Source organism: Rhodoferax sp. GW821-FHT07G04 (genome assembly GCF_059418585.1).
Map to the genome: position 1 here is coordinate 1,731,599 of NZ_JBWKQD010000002.1, position 8,652 is coordinate 1,740,250.

Annotated in this window: 8 protein-coding genes; 1 reads left to right on the forward strand and 7 read right to left on the reverse strand. The window is 67.6% G+C overall.

Going from position 1 to position 8,652, the window contains the following annotated elements; translation table 11 throughout:
* Window positions 1-17 precede the first annotated feature (17 nt).
* The 7 genes from AC07OO_RS17270 to AC07OO_RS17300 all read right to left on the reverse strand — a co-directional run bounded on the left by AC07OO_RS17270 (window position 18) and on the right by AC07OO_RS17300 (window position 7,397).
* Window positions 18-674, reverse strand: coding sequence for a response regulator transcription factor (locus AC07OO_RS17270; protein ID WP_495083321.1), 657 nt, complete (start codon window positions 672-674; stop codon window positions 18-20).
* On the reverse strand, window positions 671-2,656 hold the full coding sequence (locus AC07OO_RS17275) for a sensor histidine kinase (RefSeq protein ID WP_495083322.1): 1,986 nt from the start codon (window positions 2,654-2,656) through the stop codon (window positions 671-673). Before AC07OO_RS17275 ends, AC07OO_RS17270 begins: the two co-directional genes overlap by 4 nt.
* 65 nt (window positions 2,657-2,721) lie before the next feature.
* A complete protein-coding gene (locus AC07OO_RS17280) occupies window positions 2,722-3,408 on the reverse strand; it encodes a phytanoyl-CoA dioxygenase family protein (RefSeq protein WP_495083323.1) in 687 nt (228 codons plus the stop codon).
* 99 nt (window positions 3,409-3,507) lie between these two features.
* Window positions 3,508-4,821 carry a c-type cytochrome gene (locus AC07OO_RS17285; RefSeq protein WP_495083324.1) on the reverse strand — a complete coding sequence of 438 codons (1,314 nt, stop codon included), beginning with the start codon at window positions 4,819-4,821 and terminating at the stop codon, window positions 3,508-3,510.
* A 22-nt stretch (window positions 4,822-4,843) separates the two neighbouring features.
* Entirely contained in the window at window positions 4,844-5,590 is a 747-nt protein-coding gene (locus AC07OO_RS17290; RefSeq protein WP_495083325.1) for a c-type cytochrome, read from the reverse strand.
* Between the two features lie 23 nt (window positions 5,591-5,613).
* On the reverse strand, window positions 5,614-6,471 hold the full coding sequence (locus AC07OO_RS17295) for a nucleotidyltransferase family protein (RefSeq protein WP_495083326.1): 858 nt from the start codon (window positions 6,469-6,471) through the stop codon (window positions 5,614-5,616).
* Window positions 6,468-7,397 (reverse strand): LysR family transcriptional regulator, encoded by a 930-nt coding sequence (locus tag AC07OO_RS17300; protein WP_495083327.1) that lies wholly within the window; start codon window positions 7,395-7,397, stop codon window positions 6,468-6,470. Before AC07OO_RS17300 ends, AC07OO_RS17295 begins: the two co-directional genes overlap by 4 nt.
* A 90-nt stretch (window positions 7,398-7,487) precedes the next feature.
* On the opposite strand from AC07OO_RS17300, the gene AC07OO_RS17305 reads away from it, so the two are divergent.
* The gene (locus AC07OO_RS17305; protein WP_495083328.1) at window positions 7,488-8,381 is read left to right on the forward strand and encodes a DMT family transporter; all 894 of its coding nucleotides are present in this window, start codon (window positions 7,488-7,490) and stop codon (window positions 8,379-8,381) included.
* Window positions 8,382-8,652 lie beyond the last annotated feature (271 nt).

Below are 8,652 nucleotides of genomic sequence, written 5' to 3' on the forward strand. Positions count from 1 at the left end.
GGGACGGCAGAAGAGGGCTACATCTCACCCGAGGGGATGGTGATGCCCGCCGTGCGTGCCTCCGCCAGCAGCGTGGCCAGTTCGGCGGCGGAGTGCACATTGAGCCGCTCGAAGATCTTGCGCCGGTGCTCTTCCACCGTGCGCACGCTCAGCTCCATCTTCCAGGCAATGGTCTTGTTCAGCTCGCCGGCGGCCACCATGGGCATCAGCCGCACCTGCTGGCGTGACAGGCCCTCGATCAACTGGCGCAGCGCGTCGATGCGGGCCATGCGGCCATGCCACTGCACCTCCAGTGCCAGCGCCTTGTGCATCAGCTGCACCAGGGCATCGTCGGCATAGGGCTTTTCGACAAAGCTGAATGCGCCCTTGGCCATGGCACCCACGGCCATCGGTATATCGCCATGGCCGCTCAAGAACAGCACCGGCATGCGGTTGCCCATGCCGCGGGCGATTAGCGCGTCGTGCACCTGCAGGCCCGACAACGGCTCCATGCGCACGTCCAGCACGAAGATGCCGCGCAGCGGGCTTGTGGCGCTGTCCAGCGCGGCCAGTAGCTCAGGCCCGCTGGCGTAGGTGTGCACTTGCAGATCGTGCTGGCGCAACAGGAAGGCGATCGACGAGCGTACGCCCTCGTCGTCGTCGCACAGGTAGATGGCGGGTTCAGGGCTTGTCATGGTGTGGTCGTTGTCTCGTCGCTTGTATGTGTTGTGTGGGTCATGGTGTCGGGCGGCAATGAAAAGCTGAAGCGGGCACCACCGCCAGGCGCGTCTTCCGCATGCAGCACGCCGCCATGCGACTCCAGTATGGAGCGGCAGATCGCCAGCCCCAGGCCCGTGCCTTCTTTCTTCGTCGAGAAAAAGGCCTCGGTCAGTGTTTCGATGTCGCGCCCACCCAGGCCCGGCCCGCTGTCGGTAATGGTCACCGTGACCCAGCCCTCGGCGCGGCCCAGCGGCGGTATGAAGCTCAGCCCTGTGCGCAGGTTCAGCGTGCGGGGCGGGTGGGCGTGCGCCATGGCGTCGTTGGCATTGCGCAGCAGGTTGGTGATGACCTGTTCGATGCCAATACGGTCCATGCGCACCAGCGGCAAGCTGTCGTCCAAGTCCAGCGTCACCGTCACGCTGGCCCGTTTGAAATCGCGCTGCAGCAGGACTGCCGCGTCTGTGACGATGGCATTGATGTCGTGGGCCTCCATCACCAGCTCCTTGCGGGCCAGGCGGGCGCGTATGCGGTGCACGATGCCGCCGGCCATGGACGCGTGGCGCGACAAGGCCTGGGCTGCGGCCAGCAGGTCGGGCTGGGTGCCGGGTTGCTTGCCCAGGGCCTTGGCGATGCCCGCGCTGTAGCTGACGATGCTGGTCAGCGGCTGGTTCAGCTCATGGGCCAGCGTGGACGCCACCTCGCCCAGCGTGGACAGGCGGGCGTGGTTGCTCAGCACCTCGCGCTGGCGGCGCTCCAGTTCTTCCAGGCGTTTGCGTTCGGTCACATCGACGATGGAGCCCATCCAGCCCACCTGGATTCCCGCACCATCCACCAGCGGCGACTCGAACACCATCACGTCGAGCATGCGGCCATCGCGGTGGCGCCAGCGGGTCTCGTGGCCGGTGCGCTGCGTGGGGTGGTTGGCGCTGCCCTCGTGGCGGACCTGCACCTGGTCATCAAACGCCCCACCCTGCGCCATCAACTCCTCCAGGGTATAGCCCACCATTTCGCAAAAAGTGCGGTTGGCAAACAGCAGGTCGCCATCCAGGTCGCGGGCGCGCAGGCCCACCAGGGCCGACTCTTCCAGCGACTGGCGCCAAGCAGCCTCGGTGCGCCAGGCCGCCTCGGCCCGCGTGACCTGCCGCATCTGGCGGCGCAACAGCAGCGTGGCAATGCTGATCAGCACCAGAAAGCCCACCATCAGCACCACCGGCAGCGTGGTGAACCAGTGGGGCTGGCGCACGCGCTGGGTCAGGCGCAGCCGGGCATCGGCGATCGCGTTGAAGGGGGTCTCATAGGTCTCGCCGCGGGCGACATGGCCCGGGCTTGCGGTGGACACGATGACCTCGCCCAGGCCGGACAGCAATTGCACCTCGTACTGCGCGGCCAGCCACCAGAAGTCCTTGCTCTGGATCAGGTCGGTTGGGTCGTAGCGGGCGATCAGCTGCCCGGTATGGGGATGGTGTTCGTCGCTGGTCGGCGCGATCAGGTGCAGCGTGATGCCCTGGGCCTGGGGCTGGGCCGGCTGGTTGGGGGAGCCGGGCCGTTGTTCGCGCCGCGCCTCGGCCACGATGCGCATATCGGCGTCCAGCCAGATCACGTTGAGCCAGCGCCGGTCCAGGCCGGCGGCGATCTCGGGTTGGTTGGCCAGTTGGCGGTTGGGGTCGGCGCCCGCGGTGGGCAAATGCGTGGCCGCCGCGCGCAGCTTGACGGCCTCGGTCTCCAACCGCGCGGCCAACTGCGCCTCCAGGCTCAGTGTGTCGGCCATCACCGACTGGCGCAGCGCTTCGCGCTCCAGCTTGTCGTTGTCCTGCGCCCAGACCACCACCAGCGCCGTGAACAGGATGGACAGCAGCAGCGGCGTCTCCCACAGAAACCGGGTCCACGGCGACAAGCCCGCCGACGGCGGTGCCTCACCGTGCTGGGTGTGGTGGGCGATGGCGGGGGTGGACGACATGGTCGGAGTCTACTGAAGAAGCCGCCGTGCGCCCTGGTCCGCTCTGTCGCGCATCACACCGCGATTCAAACCGCTTCTTGCCACCGCAGCCCCAGCGGCAGGCTTGCCGGCCCAAACAAAAAATGCAGTACCCGCCGCCGGCTGATCCCGGTGGCCTTGGACGAGGCATGCAACAGCAGCGGGCGCATCAGCATGGCGCCGCCCTGCTCCACGGCGCACACCTGCTCGGGCTGGGTTTGGCGCAGGGCGGCCGCGGCCTCTGCGTCGATCCGGCCCAGGCGGTGGGAGCCGGGAATGGTGCGCAGCGGCCCATCGTCAGCCGTACAGGCATCCAGGTGTACGCGCACGGCGATCAGCTGCTCCAGCAGCGCGACCGGGGGCTGCACGAACAGCGTGCCCTCCTTCTCGGACCACGGTCCCAGGCTGGGGTGGTCTACGCGCCGGGCCACCGGGATGCTGAGATCCTGGTGCACCGGTACCAACCAGTTGCGGCCAGCGGATTTTTCAAAGTAGGTGCACTGCACGGCCACCAAGCCGGGCGCCTGCAGTATCGGCGCCAGGGCCGGGAGCTGGCGCAGGCGCTCAGCCAGCGCGCGGCACCAGTCCTGTTGCAGCAGGCGGCGTGTGCCGCCGGATGCCGATGACGCCGCGCCACCTGCTTGGTTGGCAAGGGCACTGCACTCGGCCGCATCCAGGATCGGGGGGAGGATGGCGTAGCCGTGCTCGGCGATGCACTCAGTTATTGATAGCAATAAAAGTCCATTTGGCGAGGGCTAGAGGCCAATTTGATAAAAATCATCCGGGAGATGGCTTCAATAAACCCAAAATAGGTATAAACGACATCCCAAGGCCTACTGGTGCTGCAGCACCTCCAGTGCCGACACCGGGCTGGCCGTATGGCCCCAGCTGCGGCGGATGTAGGTCAGCACGGCGGCGGTCTGCGGGCCGTCCAGCGTCTGCTCGAAGGGGGGCATGCCATAGGGGCGCGGGTTGCCGGCCGTGGCGGGCGGGTAGCCGCCGTGCAGCAGGATCTGCACCAGGTTGGCGGGGGTGTCCATGGTCACCACGCGGTTGCCGGCCAGCGCCGGATAGGCACCCCGTGCGCCCTCGCCCTGCTCGCCATGGCATTCGGCGCAGTGCTGGGCGTAGAGCTTTTTGCCGTTGTTGTACTGGCTGGAGTCGGACGACGCGGTGCTGGGCGGTGGCGGTGTCTGGGCTGGTAGGTCTTTCAGGTACTTGGCCATGGCCCGCAGGTCGGCGTCGTTCAGGTATTGGGTGCTGCCAAACACCACGTCGGCCATGGGCCCCAAGACGCTGCCGTGGTCGGATGTGCCGGTCTTCAGCAGGGCCACCACCTGCTGGGTGTCCCAACTGGCCACGCTGGCTTCGCGGGCCGATGCCAGTGATGGCGCGTACCAATGCTGCATGGGTATGGCCCCGCCTTGCAGCGCCAGTTCGCCGCGGCTGGCGCCTAGCAGATTGCGCCCGGCGTGGCAGGCGGCACAGTGGCCCAGGCCGCGTACCAGGTAGGCGCCGCGGTTCCACTCAGCGGTCTGTGCGGCGTCGGGCACAAACTCTGCCGCGCGGAAGAACATCGCCCGCCACACCGCCAGCGCCGTCTGGCTGTTGTACGGAAAGGCCAGTTCGTGCGCCCGGTTGGGCTGGGCCACCGGGGGCAGGCTGCGCAAGTAGGCGAACAGTGCGTCGCTGTCGGCGCGGCTGACCTGGGTGTAGCTGGTGTAGGGGAACACGGGGTACAGCAGGCGGCCATCGGCCGAGCGCCCGTGGTGCATGGCGCGCCAGAAGGCGCCTGGCGTCCATTTGCCCAGGCCGGTGTCAGCGTCTGGCGTCAGGTTGCTGGTGTAGACCGTGCCAAAGGGCGTGGCAATGCCCAACCCACCGGCATAGGCCGCCCCGCCGCGGGCGGTGTGGCAGGCCGCGCAATTGCCGGCGCGGGCCAGGTAGGCGCCCTGGGCGATCTGCTCGGGCGTGGAGGCAGAAGGTGCCGGGGTGTTGAGATCCACATCGGCTTCGCCGCGCACATTGAGCCAGGCGACCAGCGCGCTGGCCAACACGGCCAGGACCAGCAGCACGCGCGCGCCGCGCAGCCACCCTGGGGTCGGTTTGTTGGTGGAAGAGGTAGACGGTGTGGCAGGGGTAGTCATCGTAGGTGCCGCATCTTTCTTCTTATTGCCGGCCGCTGCCGCAGTCCATGGGCAGTGGCGCTGTGCTGGCCGCAACGGCATGGGCGTCGGGCGGCGGCGTTTGCGACGACAGCCAGGTCGCCATGGCGCTGATCTCATCCACTGTCAGGCGTTTGGCGATCTGGCCCATGCAGTCGGGCGCGTGGGCGTGGCGCTTGTCGGTCTGCCAGGCGCCGAGCTGGCCAATCAGGTAATCCCGCGGCAAGCCCAACAGGCCGGGGAAGGCGGGCTGCACGCCGGTCATGGTCTTGCCGTGGCACTGGGTGCAGGCGGGAATCTGGCGCTGGGCGTCGCCCTGCTGCACCAGCACCCGGGCCTGCTCCAGCACGGCGGCCGGGGCATTGGCGGTTTGCGGTGGTGGGTAGGGCAGGTCCTGGCTGGCAAAGTAGTCGGCCATCTCGCGCAGGTAGGCGTCCGACAGGTGGTCTATCAGGTGGGTCATGGCCGCATTGGTGCGCCGCCCGTCGCGGAAATTGCGCAACTGGTTGTACAGGTAGGCCGCCGGCTTGCCGGCAATGCGCGGGAAGTAGCCCGCATTCGTGGCCCGCCCCTCTTTGCCATGGCAGGCGGTGCAGGCCTGTATGCGCTGGGCCATGGTGTCGGGGACGGTGCGGGGGGCTGGGGTTGTTGCAGCGGCGGGGGTGCCGGTTTCGGCGGCCTGCAGTGCAGGCCCCAGCAGGCAGGTGCTCAGCAGCAGAGCGCGGCCGATGGCAAGGGTGAGGTTTGGCATGGTGGTCATGTGCTGGCCTGAATTTAAGCGACGGCGTTGAGCTGAGCCAGCCGTTCGGGCGTGCCCACGTCGGTCCAGCGGCCGGTGTAGAGCTGGGCGGTGATCTGCTGCTGGGCCATGCCCGCGCGCAACAGGTGCACCAGGGCGGCCTTCTCGCCCTGGGGGTTGCCCCAGGGGATGTCGCACCAGGGCTGGGTGAACAGCGCGGCGCGGTACAGGCCTATGGTGCTGTAGGTATAGCGGGGTTGCGGGTCGTCGGCCGGCAGGTTGAGCGCCAGCCCTATGCCCTCGCCCAGGCCGGGCTCGGGCGCCAGGCCAAAGTCGCCACGCGGGTTGTGTGCGGGGTTGGGCACCAGCCACAGGTGGGCCAGCTTGCCGCTGGCGATGAAGCGGTCCACATCGGTCTGATGGAACACAAAGTCGGGCGCGAACACGTCACCGGCCAGCACCCAGAACACGCCATCGCTTTGCGCGGGGCACAGCAGCGGCAGCGCGCGGGCTATGCCGCCCGTGGTCTCCAGCGCGCCGCCGAAATCGCGGCCTTCGTGGGAGTATCGGATGCGGACCGCTGCTGAAGATTGCTCTTGATTTGGTAGCGCTTCATGTAGATGCGACGATGGCTGGAGGCTGAAGTCATCAGAGTACCTGTCCGCAATCTGCTCCCCCAACCAGGCCGTGTTGACGACCACGTTGTCAAAGCCGCCGCGCGCCAGCGCCTCCAGGTGCCACTGCATCAGCGGCTTGCCCTGCACGGCCAGCAAAGGCTTGGGCGTGTGGTCGGTCAACGGCCGCATGCGTTCGCCGCGGCCGGCGGCCAGCAGCATGGCGGAGGCGTTGGTGTGGGACGGGAGAGAAGGAGAGGGATCGGCGGAAGCAGTCATTGCTGCCGATTTTGCCCTGCCGCCAAATGCGCCACCACATAGTCAATCCACACCCGAATCTTGGCCGCCAGAAAACGGTTGGGCGGGTACAGCAGCCAGGCGGTGCCGGCGTAGTCGGTGCGGTGTTCCCAGTCCTGCAGCACTTGCGTCAGCGCGCCGCTGTGCAGGTGCTTGGCGGCGGCAAACTCGGGCAGGCTGGCGATGCCAAAGCCTTCGAGCGCACCCTCCAGCCGCACCTCGCTGTGGTTGGCCACGTAGCGGCCGCGGACGCGCACGCTGGTCTCGGTGCCGTCTTTGCGGAAGCGCCAGTTGCGGTCGCGTTCGTCCTCGCCCAGGTACAGGCAGCTGTGCTGCGCCAGATCACGCGGGTGGGCCGGTGTGCCGTGCGCGGCCAGGTAGGCCGGGCTGGCGCAGACCAGGTGGTGCAGTGGCATCAGCGGGCGCCCGGCCAGGCCAGGTGGCGGGGCCTCGGTGGCGCGTATGGCCAGGTCTATGCCGTCTTCAAACAAATCGACGACGCGGTCGGTGATGACCAGTTGCACATCCACCTCGGGGTAGGCACGCAGAAAGCCGGGCATCAGCGGGTGGATCAGCTGGCGGCCCACAGCCTTGGGCATGCTGACGCGCACCAGGCCGCGTGGCTGGGTCGTGTGGGTGTCGCTGAGCGCCATCACCTCGCGCGCGGCGGTCCATAGCGACTGGCAGCGGTCATAGGCGGCGGTGCCGGCCTCGGTCAGCCGCAGCTTGCGCGTGGTGCGCTCCAGCAGGCGCACGTGCAGCACGCCCTCCAGCCGTGCCACCTGGCGGCTCACGGCCGAGGGCGTCAGCCCCAGCTGACGGGCCGCGGCCGAGAAGCTGCCGGCGTCCACGACGCGGGCAAACACGGCCATGTCGGGCAGGTTGTCCAGGGGGGGATTAATGCTCATAGCGCACAAGTGCTGTTCTTTGAACCTGGATTATCAGCAATGAAGATTAAATAAACAATCCAGGGAACGTTTCACAACTGCCTATTCACCATGAACACCCTGGTCCTTTCCCAACCCAAACACCTGCTACGCCTGTCGGACCTGATGCTGCTGGCGGTGGCCATCGTCTGGGGCACCAGCTATGGCGTGGCCAAGGGCGCGCTGGCCTACTACCCGGTGCTGGGTTTTCTGGCGGTGCGCTTTATCCTGACCTTTGTGCTGCTGCTGCCGACCGTGGTCAAGCTGGAACGCCAGCAATGGCAAGACGCGCTGCGCGCCGGCTGGCCGCTGGGCCTGTTGATGCTGTGCATCTTCTTGTCCGAAACCTTTGGCGTGGCGCTGACCCAGGCCAGCAATGCAGCCTTTTTGATCAGCCTGTGCGTGGTGTTCACGCCCTTTGTGGAGTGGGGCATGCTGCGCCAGCGGCCTGAGCGCGCGGTGTTTGTGTTCGCTGGCGTCTCGCTCTTGGGTGCGGCCTTGCTGAGCGGCGGCCTGGTGGGCGACATGGGTTGGGGCGACGCGCTGATGCTGGCGGCGGCCGTCTTGCGCGCCATTACCGTCTGCCAGACCAGCAAGCTGACCCGCGGCAGCACTGCGCCCGCACTGGCGCTGACGGCGGTGCAGGCGGCGGTCATCGGCTTTGGCAGCCTGCTACTCGCCCTGTGCATGCCCGGCAGCGGCCTGCCGGCGCTGCCGAGCACGCCCGCGTTCTGGCAGGCCACGGTCTACCTGGTGTTGGGCTGCACGGTGTTTGCATTCTTCGCGCAGAACTGGGCGCTCAAATACAGCGCGCCCAGCCGCGTGGCGCTGTTGACCAGCAGCGAGCCGGCCTTTGGCGCGCTGTTTGCCGTGCTGTGGTTGCGAGAAAGTCTGGGGGTGATGGGATGGGTGGGCGGCGGCCTGATCGTGCTGGCGGCGCTGTGGACCACGGCGCGGCGGGCGTGAGCACCAAGGGCAACCAGCCGGAACAACGGTTGCTGCTGTGCTCCAAAGCCTGGCATCCGGTGGGGCGGTGGCGATGCTGGCACTATGGGGTCTTGGCAAATAAACCTTTGGAGACCTGCAATGCGCCATCCCCTGATCTTTGGACACAGCCACTTGCTGCCCTTGCGCAGGGCTTGGCTGCTGTGCGGCTTGTTGGGGCTGGCGGCCTGCGCATCGGCAGACCCCGGCGCGGCGCCCGCCTCCGGCCCCAGCGCGGTCTCTTATACACCTC